Below are 19,352 nucleotides of genomic sequence, written 5' to 3'. Positions count from 1 at the left end.
ATCCCTGGCGGCTGTCGCTAAACGACGCTAAAAGCGCTCCCGACAAGTTGCCTCGTCGGGAGGGCGATCATCAGTCTTCCATCGCGCCCATGGCGGTGGTGTTGAAGCCGCCGTCGACGTAGGTGATTTCGCCGCTGATGCCCGAGGCCAGGTCGGAGCAGAGGAAGGCGCCGACGTTGCCGACTTCCTCGATGGTCACGTTGCGGCGCAGCGGGGTCTGCTTCTCGTTGGCTGCCAGCATCTTGCGGAAGCTGGCGATGCCGCTGGCGGCCAGGGTGCGAATCGGGCCAGCGGAGATGGCGTTGACGCGAGTGCCTTCCGGGCCGAGGCTGCCAGCCAGGTAGCGTACGCCGGCTTCCAGGCTGGCCTTGGCCATGCCCATGACGTTGTAGTTGGGCATGGTGCGCTCGGCACCCAGGTAGGAGAGGGTGAGCAGGCTGCCGTTACGGCCTTTCATCATCTCGCGGCCAGCCTTGGCCAGGGCCACGAAGCTGTAAGCGCTGATGTCATGAGCGATCTTGAAACCTTCGCGGGTGGTGACGTCGGTGAAGTCGCCATTGAGTTGGTCGCCCGGAGCGAAGCCAACCGAGTGAACGATGCAGTCCAGGCCGTCCCATTTCTTGCTCAGCGCTTCGAATACGGCTGCGATTTCCTCATCGCTGGCGACGTCGCAAGGGAAGCACAGGTCGGCGCTGGAGCCCCAGCCGGCGGCGAAGTCTTCTACGCGGCCCTTGAGCTTCTCGTTCTGGTAGGTGAAAGCCAGCTCGGCACCTTCGCGATGCATGGCGGCAGCGATACCCGAGGCGATGGACAGTTTGCTGGCGACGCCAACGATGAGTACGCGCTTACCGGTTAGAAAACCCATGGTGCTATTCCTCTTCCTGTTTCAAGGATCAGTGAGCCGTTGCCGGGGCCATGAATGCGGCTTCCAGCAATTGCTGCGTATAAGGGTGTTGCGGTGAGTTGAAGATCGATTCGGCAGACCCCTGTTCGACCACCTGACCCTGTTTCACCACCATCAATTGATGGCTCAGCGCCCTGACTACCGCCAGGTCGTGGCTGATGAACAGGTAGGTCAGGTTGTACTTGGCCTGCAAGCCGCGCAGCAACTCCACCACCTGACGCTGCACCGTACGGTCGAGCGCCGAAGTGGGCTCGTCCAGCAGGATCAGCGCCGGTTTCAACACCAGTGCCCGGGCAATGGCAATCCGCTGCCGTTGCCCACCAGAAAACTCGTGGGGGTAGCGGTGCCGCGTCTGCGGATCCAGCCCTACCTCCAAAAGCGCATCGATGATCGCCTGTTCCTGCTCGGCCTCATTGCCCATGCCGTGAATGCGCAGGCCTTCTCCGACGATCTGACCCACCGACATGCGCGGGCTGAGACTGCCGAAAGGATCCTGAAACACCACCTGCATCTGTCGCCGCAGGGGACGAACCTCTTTCTGCGACAAGCCCTGCAACTGCTGGCCCTGGAAGCGGATGTCGCCGCGACTGGCGAGCAGTCGCAGGATGGCCATGCCCAGCGTGGACTTGCCGGAACCACTCTCGCCGACGATGCCCAGGGTCTGGCCCTGAAGCAGGCTGAAGTTGATGCCGTCCACCGCTTTGACATGATCCACGGTCTTGCGCAGCAGGCCCTTCTTGATCGGGAACCAGACACGCAGATCGTCCACTTCCAGCAACGGCTGGCCTACGGGGTTGGCCGCAGGTTCGCCGCTGGGTTCGGCACCGAGCAACTCCTTGGTGTAGGGATGCTCTGGTGCCTGGAACAGTTTTTCACACGATGCCTGTTCGACGATGCGACCGCGCTGCATGACACATACGCGATGTGCAATTCTGCGGACGAGGTTGAGATCATGGCTGATCAGTAGCAGTGACATGCCCAGGCGTGCCTGCAGATCCTTGAGCAACTCGAGGATTTTCAGCTGCACGGTGACGTCCAGCGCAGTGGTTGGTTCGTCGGCAATCAGCAGTTGTGGCTCATTGGCCAGCGCCATGGCGATCATCACCCGCTGCCGTTGGCCGCCGGAAAGCTCGTGCGGGTAGGCCTTGAGGCGTTTCTTCGGTTCGGGGATGCCGACCAGTTCGAGCAACTCCAGCGTGCGTGCACTGGCGGCCTTGCCACGCAGGCCCTTGTGCAGGGCGAGCACCTCGTTGATCTGCTTCTCGATGCTGTGCAGTGGATTAAGCGAGGTCATGGGCTCCTGGAAGACCATGGCGATACGGTTGCCGCGGATGCCGCGCAATCGGCCTTCGCTGAGTTTGAGCAGGTCTTCACCGGCGTACTCGATGCTGCCGTGAGGGTGGCGAGCGAGCGGGTAGGGCAGCAGGCGCAAAATGGAGTGGGCAGTGACCGACTTGCCAGAACCACTCTCACCGACCAGAGCCAGGGTTTCGCCTTGGCGGATGTCGAAGCTGACACCTTCGACCACGCACTGGCGCTGCTCGCCGCTGACGAACTCCACGGCCAGGTCGCGAACTTGCAACAGGGTTTCGTGCTGGCTCATGTCATTTCCTCGGGTCGAAGGCATCGCGGGCGGCTTCGCCGATGAACACCAGCAGGCTCAGCATGATCGCCAGTACGGCGAAGGCACTGATGCCCAGCCAGGGCGCCTGCAGGTTGCTCTTGCCCTGTGCGACCAGTTCACCCAGCGAGGGTGCGCCAGGCGGTAGGCCGAAGCCGAGGAAGTCCAGGGCGGTAAGCGTGCCGATCGCGCCGGTGAGAATGAACGGCATGAAAGTCATGGTGGAGACCATCGCATTGGGCAGGATGTGGCGAAACATGATCGCGCCGTTATCCATACCCAGCGCGCGGGCAGCGCGCACGTACTCTAGATTGCGCCCGCGCAGGAACTCGGCGCGTACCACGTCCACCAGGCTCATCCATGAGAACAGCAGCATGATGCCCAGCAGCCACCAGAAATTGGGCTGGACGAAACTGGCCAGGATGATCAGCAGGTAGAGCACTGGCAGGCCTGACCAGATTTCCAGAAAGCGCTGGCCGAGCAGGTCGACCCAGCCACCGTAAAAGCCCTGCAAGGCGCCGGCAACAACGCCGATCACCGAGCTGGCCAGGGTCAGGATCAGGGCGAACAGCACCGAGATGCGGAAGCCGTAGATCACTCGTGCCAGCACGTCGCGGCCCTGATCATCGGTGCCAAGCCAGTTCTGTGCCGAGGGCGGTGCGGGCGCCGGCACTTCCAGGTCGTAGTTGATGCTCGAATAGCTGAACGGGATTGGCGGCCAGATCATCCGTCCATCTTTCTCTGCGATCAGTTCCTGGATGTAGGGGCTCTTGTAGTTGGCCTGCAGCGGGAATTCACCGCCGAACACGGTTTCCGGGTAGCGCTTGAGCACCGGGAAATACCACTCGCCGTCGTAGCGCACCGCCAGTGGCTTGTCGTTGGCGATCATTTCTGCGCCGAGGCTGAGGCCGAAGAGGATGAGGAACAGCCATAGCGACCACCAGCCGCGCTTGTGGGCCTTGAAGCGTTCGAAGCGGCGTTGATTGAGAGGGGAGAGTTTCATCGATCAACCCTCCCTGCTTTCGAAGTCGATACGCGGATCGACCAGGGTGTAGGTGATGTCACCGATCAGTTTCACGATCAGCCCCAGTAAGGTGAAGATGAACAGGGTGCCGAACACCACCGGGTAGTCGCGGTTGATCGCCGCCTCGAAACTCATCAGGCCCAGGCCGTCGAGTGAGAAGATCACCTCGATCAGCAGGGAGCCAGTGAAGAAGATGCCGATGAAGGCGGCCGGGAAGCCGGCGATGATCAGCAGCATGGCGTTGCGGAAGACATGGCCGTAGAGCACGCGGTTATTGCTCAGACCCTTGGCGCGAGCCGTAGTCACGTACTGTTTGCCGATCTCGTCGAGGAAGCTGTTCTTGGTCAGCAGGGTCAGGGTGGCGAAGTTGCCAATGACCAGAGCGGTGACCGGCAGCACCAGGTGCCAGAGGTAGTCGAGAATCTTGCCGCCGAGACTCAGTTCTTCGAAGTTGTTCGAGGTTAGCCCGCGCAGCGGGAACCAGTCCCAATAGCTGCCGCCGGCGAACAGCACGATCAGCAGGATGGCGAAGAGAAACGCGGGAATGGCGTAACCGATGATGATCGCCGAACTGGTCCAGACGTCGAAGGCGCTGCCGTGGCGCGTGGCTTTTGCAATTCCCAGGGGGATGGAGACCAGATACATGATCAGGGTGCTCCATAAACCAAGGGAGATCGATACCGGCATCTTCTCGATGATCAGGTCGATGACCTGAGCGTCGCGGAAGAAGCTGGAGCCGAAGTCGAGCTGTGCGTAGTTCTTCAACATGATCCAGAAGCGCTCCGGCGCCGACTTGTCGAAGCCGTACATCTTCTCGATTTCAGCGATCAGTTGCGGGTCGAGGCCCTGTGCGCCGCGATAGTTGGAGCCGGCCACCGAAACTTCGGCGCCGCCACCAGCGATGCGGCTGGTGGCGCCATCGAAGCCTTCGAGTTTGGCGATCATCTGTTCCACGGGGCCGCCGGGAGCGGCCTGGATGATGATGAAGTTGATGACCAGAATGCCGAACAGGGTAGGGATGATCAGCAGCAGGCGACGAAAGATATAGGCCAGCATGTTATTGCCCCGCCTCTTCGGTCGCTTGTTGCTGCGCGTCGCTCGGCTGCTCCAGGCCAGGGCGCACCCACCAGGTATGCAGGCCGATATCGTAGAGCGGTGTGACTTTCGGGTGTTCGAAACGGTTCCAGTACGCCACTCGCCAGGTTCTGATGTGCCAGTTGGGGATTACGTAGTAGCCCCACAGCAGCACGCGATCCAGGGCGCGGGTGTGGGCGATCAGGTTTTGCCGTGAGTCGGCATTGATCAGTCCCTCGACGAGCTGGTCGATGGCTGGATCCTTGAGACCAATGAAGTTGCGACTACCGGGGTTGTCGGCGCTGGAGGAGTGCCAGTATTCGCGTTGCTCGTTGCCGGGCGAGTTGGACTGGCCAAAGCCGCCGACGATCATGTCGAAGTCGCGCGAACGCAGGCGATTGAGGTACTGCGAGACATCGACGCGGCGGATCACCAGATCCATGCCGAGATCTGCCAGGTTGCGTTTGAACGGCAGCAGAATGCGTTCGAACTCGGTCTGTGCGAGGAGGAATTCGAAGCTCACGGGCTGACCGTTGGCATCGAGCATGCGGTCACCCTCGATACGCCAGCCAGCCTGCTGCAGCAGCTGATAGGCGCGCCGCTGTTGCTCACGAATGATGCCGCTGCCGTCGGTGACCGGTACACGGAACTCGTCGCTGAATACTTCGGCCGGGATCTTGCCGCGCAGCGGTTCGAGAATGGCCAGCTCGTCTTCGCCCGGTAGGCCCTGCGAGGCTAGCTCGGAGTTGTCGAAGTAGCTGCGAGTACGGAAATAGGCGCCATTGAACAAGCGCTTGTTGGCCCATTCGAAATCGAACAGCAGGCCGAGGGCTTCGCGTACGCGGCGATCCTGAAACTGCGGGCGGCGCGTGTTGAAAATGAAGCCTTGCATGCCCGTTGGGTTGCGGTTCTGGATTTCTTCCTTGAGCAATTGGCCGTTGGCGACCGCTGGCGTGTTGTAGGCCGTGGCCCAGTTTTTCGCGCTGACTTCCAGCCAGTAATCGAATTGGCCGGCCTTGAGCGCTTCAAGCGCCACGGTGTTGTCGCGGTAGTAATCGACCTGCATCTGGTCGAAGTTGTAGAAACCTCGGCTGACCGGTAGATCCTTGGCCCACCAGTCCTCGACCCGGTCGTAGCGGATGCTGCGCCCAGCCTGCACACGGCCGACCTTGTAGGGGCCGCTGCCAAGCGGACGCTCCAGATTGCCGCGAGCGAAGTCGCGCTTGGCCGGCAACAATGGCAACTGGCGCAGGGTTTCGAGCAGAGCGTCATCGGCAGGCTTGCGCAGGCTCAGACGCAGGCTGCGCTGATCCTCTTCGGTGATGTTGTCGATCTGCTTGAGCGGTACCAGAGCCTGGTCTTCGGCGCGACTGGCGGCTTGCAAGTTGAGTTGCAGCACCTCCAGGCTGAGCGCCTGATTGCCGTCCAGACGCGGGTCTTCCTGCAGGCGTACGAGGATCGAACGGCCGTCCGGGTCGGCCTCGATTGCTTCGCTGATGCGCTCGTCACCCAGCACGGGCTGCTGCGCCTTCTTGCTGTCGTCCAGCTCGTTCCACCAGTGCTTGGGCAGTACCGGCAACTGGCCGACGATAAGGGGGAGTTCACGATTACCGGCGTGCTTGAAGATGAAGCGCACGCTGTGTGGCGATTCCACTTCGACCCGCTCGACGTCGGCATAGTAGCCGCGGTACATAGGTGCACCTTTTTTCATCAGGGTCTCGAAGGTGAATTGGACGTCTTCGGCGGTTACCGGCGTGCCATCGTGGAAGCGCGCCTCCTTGCGAAGCAGGAATCGTACCCAGGCGTTGTCCGGCGCCTTTTCGATCTTCTCGGCGATCAATCCATAGCTGCTGAACGGCTCGTCCATGCTTTGCACGGTCAGGGTGTCGTAGATCAGGCTGATATCGTCGGCCGACACGCCCTTGCTGATGAACGGGTTGAGACTGTCGAAACCGCCAAAGCCGGCCTGACGGAAGATGCCGCCTTTCGGTGCATCGGGGTTGACGTAGTCGAAGTGCTTGAAGTTCGCCGGATACTTGGGCGGTTCGTCATAGAGCGTGGTGGCGTGTTGCGGAGCGGCAACGGCGAGGCCGGCAAGACCGAGCAGAATGATGCTGCTACCGTGGAGCAGGAAACTGCGCAGCGGGTGGGTCATCGAGCGTTCTCCGTGGGCTTCAGCCACCAGGTGCGCAGGCCCAGTGTATAGGGCGGCGTGGTGACGAAGGCGAACCGATTGCGGTAAGCCAGGCGGTGATAATTGATGTACCAGTTGGGGATGCTGTAGTGCTGCCAGAGCAGGACGCGATCCAGCGCGCGAGTGGCCGCGACCTGTTCGTCACGGGTCTGCGCCGAGAGCAGCTTGTCGATCATCTCGTCGACCACCGGATCGGCCACACCCGCGTAGTTGCGTCCGCCCCTGATGCCCACCTGGCTGGAATGGAAATACATCGATTGTTCCAGTCCGGGGCTGAGGGTTTGCGGCAGGGTGAGCAGAATCATGTCGTAGTCGAATTGGTCGAGGCGTTGCTTGTACTGGGCGCGATCCACGGTGCGCAGGTTGGCGCGAATGCCGATGCTGGCCAAGCTGGCGGTATAGGGTTGGAGGATGCGTTCGAGGCTGGGGTTGACCAGCATGACCTCGAACTCGAAGCGCTCACCACGGGCGTTGCGCAGTTGCTGGCCGGTGGGTTTCCAGCCGGCGTCGGCCAATAGACCGAGGGCGCGGCGCATGGTTTCCCGTGGCACACCGCGGCCGTCGGTTACCGGTTGTGTCGGCGGCTCGCTGAACAGGCGTTTCGGCAGTTTGTCACGGTGTGGCGAAAGCAGCAGCCATTCGGCGCCTTCGGGTTTGCCGGTGGCGGAGAATTCGCTGTTGGGGTAGTAACTGGCGGCGCGCACATAGGCATTGTTGAACAGCGTGCGATTGGTCCACTCGAAGTCGAACATCAGGCCAAGCGCTTCGCGTACCCTGCGGTCGCTGAACAGCGTGCGACGGGTGTTCATGAACAGCGCCTGGGTCTGGGTCGGTATCTGGTGGGGGATTTCCGCGCGGATCACCTCGCCACGGGTGACGGCCGGAAAGCGATAACCGTTGGCCCAGTTCTTCGCCTGGTTCTCTATATACAGATCGAATTCACCCGCCTTGAATGCTTCGAAGGCGACGTGGTTGTCTCGGTAGAACTCCACCTCGACGCGATCGAAGTTGTACTTGCCACGGTTGACCGGCAGATCCTTGCCCCACCAGTCCTTCACGCGCTCGAAAACCAGGCGCCGGCCCGGTACGACCTGCACGATGCGGTAAGGGCCGCTGCCCAGCGGCGCTTCGAACGTTGTGGCCTTGAAGTCGCGATCTTTCCAGTAGTGCTGAGGCAGCACCGGCAGTTCGCCCAGACGCAGGATCAGCAATGGGTTGCCTGCGCGCTTGAGAACGAAGCGAATGCGGTGACGATTGAGGATGTCGACGCGCTTCACTTCCTGCAGGTTGGTGCGGTACTGCGGATGGCCTTCGTTGCGCAGCAGGCGGTAGGAGAAAGCCACGTCATACGCGGTAATCGGTTTGCCGTCGTGAAAGCGGGCTTCAGGACGCAGGTTGAACACGACCCAACTGCGATCCTCGCTGTATTCCACACTGCGGGCGATCAGGCCATAGCTGGAGGCCGGTTCGTCACCCGAGGGATCGTAGGCTCCCGTGCCAACCATCAGCGGTTCGTTCAGCTCATTGACGCCATATTGCAGGAAGTGCGCCGTGGAGATCGGGCTACTGCCCTTGAAGGTATAAGGGTTGAGCGTATCGAACGTACCGGCGGCCATGATCCGCAGCGTGCCGCTTTTGGGCGCGTCAGGGTTGACCCAGTCGAAGTGACTGAAGCTGGCGGGGTACTTGAGTGTCCCGAACTGGGCGTAGCCGTGGCTCTCGCTAATGGTCGCAGAGGCGGGAAAGCTCAAGGCCAGGCTGAGGAACAGCAGGAGGAGGGGACGCATCGGGCGTGAGATCCGATCCATGGCGGCTTTTGGGCTTCTGGGTCGGTACAGTAACAGCTTGTATCGGCAGGAAAAAGAGCGCGACAGCAGGTGCCTGGTAACGGCGACTTGATAGGTATCTGCCCGGCATGCTTCGAGGACACGCCAATACGGCGATCTCGTTCTGAAAACGTCGCCAGGGCGAGGTTTTTCAGGACGTGTCGGGCGTGGCTGGTCAGGGCAGATAAAGGGTCAACATCTGCCCAGGCCGCAGGGTGCTGCTGCGCGGGTTCCAGGCCTGCAGGTTCTTGAGGTCGATCTTGAAGCGTTTGGCGATGACGTAGAAGGAGTCGCCCTGCTGCACGCGATAGTAAGTGGCTTTATCGCGAGAGTCGGTCTTGCTGCGGGCAGTGCTGGTGACCCGGGCGCCGCTATCGGCGGCCGCCAGATTGAGAACCTGGCCGACTTTCAACTGATTACCTTGCAGCTTGTTCCAGCGCTGTAGGTCATGCACGGCGACCTGGTGGGCGCGGGCGATCTGCCACAGATTGTCGCCGTTCTTCACCTGGTAGGTGCGGCTGGCTGCCACTTGTGCGGTGCTGTGCTGCTGATACAGCGGCTCGCTGGGCGACACGCCAGGTTTGGTGGGAATGGTCAGCACCTGGCCAATGCTCAGGTTGTTGCCACTCAGGCGATTGACGTCCTTGAGCATGTTGACCGACAGGTGGTGACGGTTGGCGATGGCATGCAGGCTGTCGCCGGAGCGTACGGTATAGCTTTGCCAGTCGACCATTTCCTGCGGCTTCATCAGGGCCAGGCTGGCACTGAGCATCTCGGCTTTTTCGGTCGGTACCAGCAGATGCTGCGGCCCGTCGAGGGTTATGCCGCGCTTGTAGGCAGGGTTGAGCTGTCGCAGCTCTTCTTCATCGAGGTCGGCCAGTTGGGCGACCCGGGACAGATCCATGTGCTGCTTGATGGCGATCTGCTCGAAGTAGGGTTCGTTGGCAATCGGCGACAGCGTCACGCCATAGGCTTCGGGCGTCAGGATCACCTGAGACAGGGCGAGCAGCTTGGGTACGTAGTCCTCGGTTTCCTTGGGCAGCGACAGGTTCCAGTAGTCGCTGGGCAGGCCGAGCTTCTCGTTGCGTTCGATGGCGCGGCTGATACGGCCTTCGCCGGCATTGTAGGCCGCCAGGGCGAGCAGCCAGTCACCGTTGAACATTTCATGCAGGCGGCTGAGGTAGTTGAGCGCGGCTTGAGTCGATGCGGTGACGTCGCGGCGGCCGTCGTACCAATTGGTCTGGCGCAGGTTGTAGTGGCGTCCGGTCGAGGGGATGAACTGCCAGAGGCCAACGGCATGGGCGGAAGAATAGGCCTGCGGGTCGTAGGCGCTTTCGATCACCGGCAGCAGTGCCAGCTCCATTGGCATGTCACGCTCGGCCAGGCGCTCGACGATGTAGTGGATATAAGGTGCACTGCGCTCGCTGACGGTATCGACGTGTTTTGGATTGCTGGCGTACCAGAGGCGTACACGTTCGATGCGCGGGTTGATGCCGATTTCATCCTGCAGCTTGAAACCGTCGCGCAGGCGTTCCCAGATATCGTTGTATTCGCGTGGTTTGACGTCGCTGCTCAGCCACTCTGGCTCACGTTCCAGGCCGACGGCGCGGGAGGTGTCGGTCGCTCGATCCGGAGTATCGCTGGGCAGGCTCTGGCAGCCGGCCAGGGTCACGCAACACATCACCGCGAGCGCTCGAGCGCTGCGTGCCAATGCCTTGATATTCAATGGCTTGCGTGATGATAAAGGCATTGGGTGAGGTGTATGTCCCGGCGAAAAGGTCGGGCGATTCTAGGAATCGGGTCAAGGCTGGTCAAGTTTTCACCAGCCTTTTGCGAGCCTGTCGACCTTTTAATCGACGACTAAAATGTGTCCTTCCATGAACGCAAGCTAGCGAATACGGCGCTCGGTTCGCTTGACTGCCGGTCGTCGCGTCGTTTGGTCGCAGCGATGATCGTCGGCTCGGCGGCACGTAGAAACGGATTGGTGGCCAGTTCCAGTTCGATGTTCGATGGCAGGCTGATACGGCCTTCGTCGCGCCAGCGGCTCACTTCGGCCAGACGCTCGTTCAGGCGCACGTTTTCCGGCTCCACGGCGTGGGCAAAGCGCAGATTGCTCAGTGTGTACTCGTGGGTGCAGTACACCAGCGTTTCACCTGGCAGAGCGGCCAGGCGGCTCAGGGATTGATGCATTTGTTGCGGTGTGCCTTCGAACAGGCGACCACAGCCGCCCGCGAACAAGGTGTCGCCACAGAACAGCAGGCTCTGTTCGGCATGGTAGTAGGCGATATGACCAAGGGTGTGGCCGGGTACGGCCATGACCTTGAAGCGCAGGCCGAGCACGTCGATCTCGTCGTTGTCGTTCAGGTCGATATCGCGCGCCGGGATCTTTTCCGCAGCTGGACCGGCGACGCGTGCATGGGTGGCGTTCTTCAGCTTCTCGACGCCGCCGACATGATCGAAGTGATGATGGGTGATCAGGATGTCGCTGAGCTGCCAATCAGGATGGGCCTCCAGCCAGGCCATGACCGGTGCGGCATCGCCGGGGTCGACTACAGCGCAGCGTTTGCTGCGCGGCTCTTGCAGCAGCCAGATATAGTTGTCATTGAAGGCGGGCAGCGCGTCGATCTGAATCATTGCGGGTCGCTAAGCTGGTCATAAAGGTGCATCTTAGACACGACATGCAGAAACTGTCATGCGGAGGCAGCGATGACTGATCAGGCATTCGCCCAGGCCGACCCTGAGTGGCTCAAACTCATTGGCGAGGCGCGCGACTGGCTTGCCGGCCCCCTCGGCCAGCTGTTGCTGGAAGAGGAACGACGCCTGCTGGAAGAGGAGCTGGCGCGTTTTTTCGGGGGTTATCTGGTGAGCTACGGGCCTAGTGCCGAGGGGCCGCCCAAGGCGGGTCAAGTCCAGCATAACGTGCGTCTCGGCGCGCCCATGCCAGGCGTGCAGATCGTCTGCGAGGAACAATCCTGGCCGTTGGGTGAGCATGCGGCGGATCTGGTGGTGTTGCAGCACGGCCTGGACTTCAGCCTGTCGCCCCACGGACTGCTGCGTGAAGCTGCTCGCAGCGTCAGACCTGGTGGGCATCTGCTGATTCTGGGTATCCATCCGTGGAGCGCCTGGGGGGCACGCAGCTTGTTCGCCCGGGATGGCCTTGCCAAGGCTCGTTGTATTGCCCCCAGCCGGGTCGGTGACTGGTTGACGCTGCTGGGCTTTGCGTTGGAGAAACGCCGGTTCGGGTGCTATCGTCCGCCGCTCGCTTCGCTGGCCTGGCAAATGCGCCTGCGACGAATGGAAAGTTGGGGCGATGCCTGGCAGTTGCCGGGAGCTGGTTTCTACCTGTTGGTGGCACGCAAGCTGGTGGTTGGTCTGCGCCCGCTGCGGCAGTCGCGCCGCGAGCCAATGGGCAAGCTGCTGCCGATGCCGGTGGCGAAGATCAGCCGGCGCGATCTCGACAACTGAAGGCCATGCCCCGGCCAATCAATTCTGTACTGAGTTTATGAATGTCTGAAACCGATGATGTCGTGATCTACACCGATGGCGCCTGCAAGGGCAATCCTGGCCCCGGCGGCTGGGGGGCGTTGCTGGTGTACAAAGGGGTGGAAAAGGAGCTGTGGGGCGGTGACCCGAATACCACCAATAACCGCATGGAGTTGATGGCGGCGATTGCCGGCCTGATCGCCCTGACCAGGCCTTGTACGGTCAAGTTGGTGACCGACTCGCAGTACGTGATGAAGGGCATCCAGGAATGGTTGCCGAACTGGAAGAAGCGCGGCTGGAAGACAGCTTCGAAAGAACCGGTGAAAAATGCCGACCTCTGGCAGAAGCTGGACGAGGAAGTGAATCGTCACCAGGTGAGTTGGCAATGGGTGCGTGGTCACACTGGCCACCCCGGCAACGAACGAGCCGACCAGTTGGCCAATCGCGGCGTCGACGAGGTGCGCTTGGCGCGCTGAACGCTGACCAACACCTGAGTTAAGATGCCGCACTGAACGTGCGACAACGTAGATATGAGAGAGGCAAGGCGTGACAACCGATAACACCGTCAAGCGCTACGTGGTGCTGGATACCGAAACCACCGGCATGCCGGTCACCGACGGGCACCGTATCATCGAGATCGGTTGTGTCGAATTGTTGGGGCGCCGGCTGACCGGGCGTCATTTCCATGTCTACCTCAACCCCGATCGCGAGATCGATGAGGGCGCCATCGCGGTTCACGGCATCACCAACGAGTACGTGGCCGACAAGCCACGATTCAAGGAAGTCGCCGATGAGTTCTACGAATTCATCAAGGGTGCCCAGCTGATCATCCACAACGCGGCGTTCGACGTTGGCTTCATCAACAACGAGTTCGCCTTGCTGGGGCAGAGCGAACGCTCCGATGTCAGTGACTACTGCTCGGTGCTCGATACCCTGATGATGGCGCGTGAGCGCCATCCGGGGCAGCGCAACAGCCTGGATGCGCTGTGCAAGCGCTATGGCGTCGACAACTCCAACCGCGAACTGCACGGCGCCTTGCTCGACTCGGAGATTCTCGCCGACGTCTACCTGGCGATGACCGGTGGGCAGACCAACCTATCCCTGGCTGGTGAAGGCTCCGATGGCGATGGCAGCGGGCGCCAGCAGGCCACGCCGATCCGCCGTCTGGATGCTTCGCGCCCTCGCACGCGCGTCATTCGCGCCAGCGAGGATGAGCTCGTAGCGCACATGGCGCGCCTGGCCGTGATCGAGAAGTCCGCTGGCGGGCCGTCGCTGTGGGCGCAGTTGGAAAAAGCGCCGGAATAACCGAACAGCGCAATTGCGACCTTTTGTTATAGCGTGATGCACAGGGGGTTTCGCCGCTGAAGGGGAGCCTCTAACCTGAGGCGATGGGCAGGCCAAGCCTGCCAGCCTTCAGGACGTCACAATGTACAAAGACCTCAAGTTTCCCGTCCTAATCGTGCACCGCGACATCAAGGCCGATACCGTGGCCGGTGATCGCGTGCGCGCCATCGCGCAAGAACTCACCCAGGACGGTTTCAGCATCCTGCCCACCGCCAGTGCGGCAGAGGGGCGTATCGTCGCGTCCACCCACCATGGTCTGGCCTGCATTCTGGTCGCCGCCGAAGGCGCGGGGGAGAACAGTCGTCTGCTGCAGGACATGGTCGAACTGATCCGCGTGGCGCGGGTGCGGGCGCCACAACTGCCGATCTTCGCCCTCGGCGAGCAGGTGACCATCGAGAACGCGCCGGCCGAGGCCATGGCCGATCTCAACCAGTTGCGCGGCATCCTTTATCTTTACGAGGACACCGTGTCCTTCCTGGCCCGGCAGGTGGCGCGCGCGGCGCATAACTATCTGGAAGGCCTGCTACCGCCATTCTTCAAGGCGCTGGTGCAGCACACTGCGCAATCCAACTATTCCTGGCACACACCTGGCCACGGCGGTGGCGTGGCCTACCGCAAGAGCCCGGTAGGCCAGGCCTTTCACCAGTTCTTTGGCGAAAACACCCTGCGTTCCGATCTGTCGGTGTCGGTGCCGGAGCTGGGCTCGCTGCTCGACCACACCGGGCCATTGGCCGAGGCCGAGGCGCGTGCGGCGCGCAACTTCGGCGCCGACCACACCTTCTTCGTGATCAACGGCACCTCGACCGCGAACAAGATCGTCTGGCATTCCATGGTCGGTCGCGATGATCTGGTGCTAGTGGATCGCAACTGCCACAAATCGATCCTGCATTCGATCATCATGACCGGCGCGATTCCCCTGTACCTGTGCCCCGAGCGCAACGAACTGGGCATCATCGGGCCGATTCCGCTGAGTGAATTCAGCAGGGAGTCGATCCAGGCCAAGATCGATGCCAGCCCGCTGGCACGCGGTCGCGCGCCGAAGGTCAAGCTGGCGGTGGTGACCAACTCCACCTATGACGGGCTGTGCTACAACGCCGAGATGGTCAAGCAGGCGCTGGGCGATTCGGTCGAAGTGCTGCACTTCGACGAGGCCTGGTACGCCTACGCCGCGTTCCACGAGTTCTATGCCGGCCGCTATGGCATGGGCACCCAGTGTGAGGCGCATTCGCCGCTGGTGTTCACCACCCATTCCACGCACAAGCTGCTGGCGGCTTTCAGCCAGGCCTCGATGATTCACGTGCAGGATGGCGGGCAACGTCAGCTGGATCGTGACCGTTTCAATGAAGCCTTCATGATGCACATTTCCACCTCGCCTCAGTACGGCATCATCGCCTCGCTGGATGTGGCCTCGGCGATGATGGAAGGGCCGGCAGGGCGTTCGCTGATTCAGGAAACCTTCGACGAGGCGCTGAGCTTTCGCCGCGCGCTGGCCAACGTGCGGCGCAACCTGAATGCCGAGGATTGGTGGTTCAGCATCTGGCAGCCGGGCGCAGCCGATGGCGCCGACAGTTTGTCGACCGCTGACTGGGTGTTGCAGCCGGATGCCGACTGGCATGGTTTCGGCGAGGTGGCCAACGATTACGTGCTGCTCGATCCGATCAAGGTCACCCTGGTGATGCCGGGCCTCAATGCGGCCGGCAAGCTGGAGCAGCAGGGCATTCCCGCTGCGGTGGTCAGCAAGTTCCTCTGGGAACGCGGCCTGGTGGTGGAGAAGACCGGCCTGTATTCCTTCCTGGTGCTGTTCTCCATGGGGATCACCAAGGGCAAGTGGAGCACGCTGCTGACCGAGCTGCTGGAGTTCAAGCGCAGCTACGACGCCAACTTGCCGCTGATCGATGTGCTGCCTTCCATCGCCCAAGCCGGCGCGGGGCGCTATCACGGCATGGGGCTGCGCGATCTGTGCGATGCACTGCATGGCTGCTATCGCGAGAACGCCACGGCCAAGGCGCTGAAGAGCATGTACACGGCGTTGCCCGAGCTGGCGATCAAACCTGCCGATGCCTATGACCGCCTGGTGCGTGGCGAGGTGGAGGCCGTGCCCATCGATCAATTGCAGGGGCGTATCGCTGCGGTGATGCTGGTGCCTTACCCACCGGGCATTCCGCTTATCATGCCGGGCGAGCGCTTCACGGCGGCGACGCGCTCGATTCTCGACTACCTGGCGTTCGCGCGTACCTTCGATCAGGCTTTCCCAGGTTTCGATATCGACGTGCACGGCCTGCAAACCGAAGCAGGCGAGTACTGCGTGGATTGCCTGGTGGAGTGAATGAGCAGCAGATCTGTCGAGGAGCAAGATCCTCGGCAGATCAATCTCTTATCTCTGACATTCAAAGCAATTGATAACGTCCGGGGCGTGCCCTGCGTCACAGTGGCAAGCATCGACTTTTATGGCGTGCTTGTTATAGTTGCTCGGTTATTAATCACAAAATAATTATCGTGCTGCCAAGCCGCTGCTGAGGATGCCTGCCATGTCCGACTACAAAGCCTTCCGCGTCGAGCTGGCGGACAAGATCGCCCACGTGCAGATCAATCGTCCGGAAAAGATCAACGCCATGAACGCCGACTTCTGGCGCGAGATCATCGAGATCTTCCAGTGGGTCGATGACAATGACGCAGTACGCGTCGTGGTGCTCTCTGGTGCAGGCAAACACTTCTCCTCGGGTATCGACCTGATGCTGCTGGCCTCGGTCGGCGCCCAGCTGGGCAAGGACGTCGGCCGCAATGCCACGGCGCTGCGCCGCAAGATTCTCGAGCTGCAAGCCTCCTTCAACGCCGTCGACAATTGCCGCAAGCCGGTGCTGGCTGCGATTCAGGGCTATTGCATCGGCGGTGCCATCGACCTGATCAGCGCTTGCGACATGCGCTATTCCACGGGCGATGCGCAGTTCTCGATCAAGGAAATCGACATGGGCATGGCCGCCGATGTCGGAACCCTGCAGCGCCTGCCGCGCATCATCGGTGACGGCATGATGCGTGAGCTGGCCTTCACCGGGCGCAACATCGACGGCAATGAAGCCGCCCGCATCGGCCTGGTCAACCGCACCTACGAAAGCCATGAAACGTTGCTTGCCGGGGTGATGGAGATTGCCGCACAAATCGCTGCCAAATCGCCGATTGCCGTGCGCGGCACCAAAGAAATGATTCGCTACATGCGCGATCACCGGGTCGACGATGGCCTCGAATACATCGCCACCTGGAACGCTGCCATGCTGCAGTCGGAAGACCTGCGCCTGGCCATGGCAGCGCACATGACCAAGCAAAAACCGGAGTTTGCCGACTGATGCCGTTTTCGCTGATGTTCGCTGCGAGGTCTAGAGCATGGTAAGTGGAGCCACATCCCTGAACCTGGTGCGCGACGAGCTGTTCGTCACCATGGAGGAGGCCGAGCAGAGCCTGGAGCAGTTCATCGCCGAGCGGCACAACGGCAGCCTGCTGCAGCAGGCGGTGGAAAGCCTGCACCAGGTGCGCGGTACGCTCAACCTGATCGAACTGGCCGGCGCCGAGCTGTTGGCTCAGGAAGTCCTGGATCAGGCCACTGACATTCCCGCTGGTGCCGGCGAGGAGCGTGATGTGCAATTGGCAGCGCTCAGTAACGCGTTGCATGTGTTGCGCCGCTACCTGGAAAACGTCGACGCTCACCGCCAGGAGATGCCCGAGCTGCTGCTGCCGGCGATCAACGACCTGCGTCAGGCAGGTGCTCAGCAAGCACTCCCGGAGAGCTTCTTCTTCAGTGTGCGTCTCGATCATGCACGTCCGCATACGGCTAGCCAGCCGCTCGATGGCGCTGCCAAACTGACCGAAGGCAAGCGCCTGCGGCATATGTATCAGATTGGGCTGCTGGGCTTCATTCGTGAGCAGAATCCGCAAGCCAGCCTCAAGCTGATGGTGCGCGCGATGGCGCGGCTGGACAGCCTGTTCGCCAACGAACCGCGTGGGCGCATGTGCTGGATAGGCGCCGCGGCCATCGAAGCGCAGTGCGACGGCCAACTGCTGCCGCGCAAGCCGCGCAAGCAGCTGTTCTCGCGACTGGATCGCGAGCTCAAGCTGATGCTCGGCAACCCGCAATACGAAGCGCCGCGCAGCTTGCTCAAGGAACTGCTGTATCTGGTCGCGCTCGCCGACAGCCATGGCCCGCACGCCACTGCCATGCGTGAAGTGTTCGGCCTCGCGCCGCTGCCGTTCACGGATCACCTGCTGGAAGAGGAATATCAACGTCTTGCTGGGCCGGGCAAGGCGGTGATGCGTTCGCTGTCTACCGCGATTCGTGAAGAACTGGCCAGCGTCAAGGACATGCTCGACCTGCTCGAGCGCGGCACCTTGCAGGGGGAAACCCTGGGGACTTTGCATGCGCTGCTGGGCAAGCTGGCCAAGACCCTCGGCATGGTCGGCCTGAACTCCGCCGGCAATTCACTCAGTGCGCAGCTGCCGCAGGTCGCGGCATGGAGCGAAGATACGCCACCGCAGGCGGAGCAACTGCACAAACTGGCCGATGCCGTTCTCTATGTCGAAGGCATGGTGGCCAGCCTGGAGCGGGGCGAAGGGCGCGATAGCCGGCCGACTGCAGTCGAGCCGGGTAACGAAGCGGACTCCTTTGCCATTCATCAGCTCAACGAAGCACGCATCGTCGTGGTCGACGAGGCCCAGGCGGGGTTGGCTCTGGCCAAGCGGGCGATTACCGCGTATCTGGAATCAGCCGGCGACAAGATGCACCTGGCCAACGTACCGTTCAGTCTGCAGGCCGTGCGTGGCGGCCTCTGGTTCCTCGAGCAGCGTCGCGCCGCGATGCTGGTCGGGGCCTGCGCCGACTACATCCAGACGCGCATGCTCGACACCGGACAGATGCCGTCCGAGCAGATGCTGGAAACCCTCGCTGATGCACTCAGCAGCCTGGAGTATTACCTGGAAGCTGGCGCCGTCATGCGCCCTGAAACCCGCCCGAGTGTGCTCGATCTTGCCGAAGAGAGCGTCAAGGCGCTGGGCATGCCGGTGGCTGCCTGATGGTCTGGCGCAATACGTTCCTCGATCCCGCCCAGCCGGGTGGCTGGGCGCTGCTCTACAGCCAGCAGCACTTTCTTGCCGACAGCAACGGCGTGCTGTTCCCGCGGGACTGGATCAAGCGCCAGGATCTGCCAATTATCGGTGAGCAGGGTATCGGTCATTTCGGTGAGGATGCTGTTTATCTGCTGCAACTCAAGCCTTCGGCCACCCTGGAGGGCTGCACCTGGCAGAGCCTGCGTCAGTTCATGTTGCAGGGCGAGGCGGAAACCTTCCGCATGCTCGCCTACGCCGCGCAGATCGGTACTTGGTACGCCGAGCACCGTTTCTGCGGCAGTTGCGGTGCGCCGACTCGCCAGCTTCCTGGCGAGCGTGCGATGCGCTGTGACAGCTGCGAATCGCAGCATTATCCGCGCCTGGCACCGAGCATGATCGTGCTGGTGACGCGTGGCGATGAAGTCCTGCTGGCGCGCTCGCCGCGCTTTGTGACAGGGGTCTACAGCACCCTGGCGGGCTTCGTCGAACCAGGCGAGTCGGTGGAGCATTGCGTGGCGCGCGAGGTGCGCGAGGAGGTTGGCCTGGAGGTGAAGAACCTGCAGTACATCGGCAGCCAGGGCTGGCCGTTTCCGCATTCGCTGATGCTCGGTTTTCACGCCGAATACGCCGGTGGCGAGATCGTCATGCAGGAAGATGAAATCGAGGACGCGCGCTGGTTCCGTGTCGACGCGCTGCCGCCGCTGCCGGCTTCGCGCTCCATCGCCCGCCACCTGATCGACCTCTACGTCGCGCGCCGCCTCGGTTTGCCCGAGCCGACGCCGCCGACTTAG

General features: G+C 61.8%; 15 protein-coding genes. 7 read left to right on the top strand and 8 right to left on the bottom strand.

Going from position 1 to position 19,352, the window contains the following annotated elements:
- Nucleotides 1–70 precede the first annotated feature (70 nt).
- The 8 genes from fabI to gloB all read right to left on the bottom strand — a co-directional run bounded on the left by fabI (nucleotide 71) and on the right by gloB (nucleotide 11,277).
- Nucleotides 71–865 carry an enoyl-ACP reductase FabI gene (gene fabI / locus C7A17_RS24170; RefSeq protein WP_106741505.1) on the bottom strand — a complete coding sequence of 265 codons (795 nt, stop codon included), beginning with the start codon at nucleotides 863–865 and terminating at the stop codon, nucleotides 71–73.
- 28 nt (nucleotides 866–893) lie between these two features.
- Complete coding sequence (locus tag C7A17_RS24165; protein WP_106741502.1) at nucleotides 894–2,507, bottom strand: ABC transporter ATP-binding protein; 1,614 nt, start codon at nucleotides 2,505–2,507, stop codon at nucleotides 894–896.
- A 1-nt stretch (nucleotide 2,508) separates the two neighbouring features.
- Complete coding sequence (locus C7A17_RS24160; protein ID WP_075747984.1) at nucleotides 2,509–3,528, bottom strand: ABC transporter permease; 1,020 nt, start codon at nucleotides 3,526–3,528, stop codon at nucleotides 2,509–2,511.
- Nucleotides 3,529–3,531: 3 nt separating this feature from the next.
- Nucleotides 3,532–4,605, bottom strand: coding sequence for a microcin C ABC transporter permease YejB (locus tag C7A17_RS24155; RefSeq protein ID WP_106741499.1), 1,074 nt, complete (start codon nucleotides 4,603–4,605; stop codon nucleotides 3,532–3,534).
- A 1-nt stretch (nucleotide 4,606) separates the two neighbouring features.
- Nucleotides 4,607–6,778, bottom strand: a complete 2,172-nt coding sequence (locus C7A17_RS24150) for an extracellular solute-binding protein (RefSeq protein ID WP_106741496.1) — start codon at nucleotides 6,776–6,778, stop codon at nucleotides 4,607–4,609.
- A complete protein-coding gene (locus C7A17_RS24145; protein WP_106741493.1) occupies nucleotides 6,775–8,604 on the bottom strand; it encodes an extracellular solute-binding protein in 1,830 nt (609 codons plus the stop codon). Before C7A17_RS24145 ends, C7A17_RS24150 begins: the two co-directional genes overlap by 4 nt.
- Before the next feature lie 214 nt (nucleotides 8,605–8,818).
- A complete protein-coding gene (locus C7A17_RS24140; RefSeq protein ID WP_106741490.1) occupies nucleotides 8,819–10,393 on the bottom strand; it encodes a LysM peptidoglycan-binding domain-containing protein in 1,575 nt (524 codons plus the stop codon).
- A gap of 110 nt (nucleotides 10,394–10,503) precedes the next feature.
- Nucleotides 10,504–11,277, bottom strand: a complete 774-nt coding sequence (gene gloB / locus C7A17_RS24135; protein ID WP_106741487.1) for a hydroxyacylglutathione hydrolase — start codon at nucleotides 11,275–11,277, stop codon at nucleotides 10,504–10,506.
- A gap of 72 nt (nucleotides 11,278–11,349) precedes the next feature.
- On the opposite strand from gloB, the gene C7A17_RS24130 reads away from it, so the two are divergent.
- The 7 genes from C7A17_RS24130 (at nucleotide 11,350) to nudC (ending at nucleotide 19,352) form a co-directional block, all read left to right on the top strand.
- Nucleotides 11,350–12,108, top strand: a complete 759-nt coding sequence (locus tag C7A17_RS24130) for a class I SAM-dependent methyltransferase (protein WP_106741485.1) — start codon at nucleotides 11,350–11,352, stop codon at nucleotides 12,106–12,108.
- Between the two features lie 41 nt (nucleotides 12,109–12,149).
- A complete protein-coding gene (gene rnhA / locus C7A17_RS24125; protein ID WP_106741482.1) occupies nucleotides 12,150–12,602 on the top strand; it encodes a ribonuclease HI in 453 nt (150 codons plus the stop codon).
- A 70-nt stretch (nucleotides 12,603–12,672) separates the two neighbouring features.
- Entirely contained in the window at nucleotides 12,673–13,431 is a 759-nt protein-coding gene (dnaQ, locus tag C7A17_RS24120) for a DNA polymerase III subunit epsilon (RefSeq protein WP_106741480.1), read from the top strand.
- Between the two features lie 121 nt (nucleotides 13,432–13,552).
- Nucleotides 13,553–15,796 (top strand): Orn/Lys/Arg family decarboxylase, encoded by a 2,244-nt coding sequence (locus C7A17_RS24115; RefSeq protein ID WP_106741477.1) that lies wholly within the window; start codon nucleotides 13,553–13,555, stop codon nucleotides 15,794–15,796.
- A gap of 202 nt (nucleotides 15,797–15,998) precedes the next feature.
- A complete protein-coding gene (locus tag C7A17_RS24110; RefSeq protein ID WP_106741475.1) occupies nucleotides 15,999–16,811 on the top strand; it encodes a crotonase/enoyl-CoA hydratase family protein in 813 nt (270 codons plus the stop codon).
- 37 nt (nucleotides 16,812–16,848) lie between these two features.
- Nucleotides 16,849–18,528: a ferrous iron transporter B gene (locus C7A17_RS24105; protein WP_106741473.1), complete on the top strand. Its 1,680-nt coding sequence runs from the start codon at nucleotides 16,849–16,851 to the stop codon at nucleotides 18,526–18,528.
- Entirely contained in the window at nucleotides 18,528–19,352 is an 825-nt protein-coding gene (nudC, locus tag C7A17_RS24100; protein ID WP_106741471.1) for an NAD(+) diphosphatase, read from the top strand. Before C7A17_RS24105 ends, nudC begins: the two co-directional genes overlap by 1 nt.

Source organism: Pseudomonas mendocina, assembly GCF_003008615.1.
GTDB classification, from domain to species: Bacteria; Pseudomonadota; Gammaproteobacteria; order Pseudomonadales; family Pseudomonadaceae; genus Aquipseudomonas; species Aquipseudomonas mendocina_C.
Note: the sequence above shows the minus strand (reverse complement) of the source record. Positions and strands in the feature narration are given on the sequence as shown.